1 pseudogene is annotated in these 353 nt (G+C 41.1%); it reads left to right on the top strand.

The features are described from left to right. Positions 1–53: 53 nt before the first annotated feature. Positions 54–353 (top strand): annotated as a pseudogene (locus HMPREF2572_RS00525) (IS630 family transposase); the annotation flags it as partial.

The raw sequence follows: 353 nt of genomic DNA, 5'->3' as shown, positions 1-353 counted from the left end.
TTATAGTCAATTAAAAACAAAATGGTACAATACTCAACTTTGAAGGTCTAACCATGGCATACTCTGCGGACTTAAGAAACAAAGCTTTAAACTATTACGAACAATGCAAAAACATCAGCCAAACCGCAGCAACGTTTAACTTGTCAAGAAACACGCTTTACCTGTGGATTCGCCTTAAAAAACAAACAGGCAGCCTAAAACATCAAGTTACCGGTCTGAATGCCGTCAAATTGGATAGGCAAAAACTGGCTCAATATGTTGGGCAACACCCAGATGCCTATCTGCATGAAATCGCCAAACATTTTGATTGTACGGCAGCCGCCGTTTGCTATGCACTCAAACAGATGGGGATG

It is taken from the genome of Neisseria sp. HMSC064E01, from assembly GCF_001808875.1.
In the GTDB taxonomy this organism is placed as follows: domain Bacteria; phylum Pseudomonadota; class Gammaproteobacteria; order Burkholderiales; family Neisseriaceae; genus Neisseria; species Neisseria sicca_A.
Note: the sequence above shows the minus strand (reverse complement) of the source record. Positions and strands in the feature narration are given on the sequence as shown.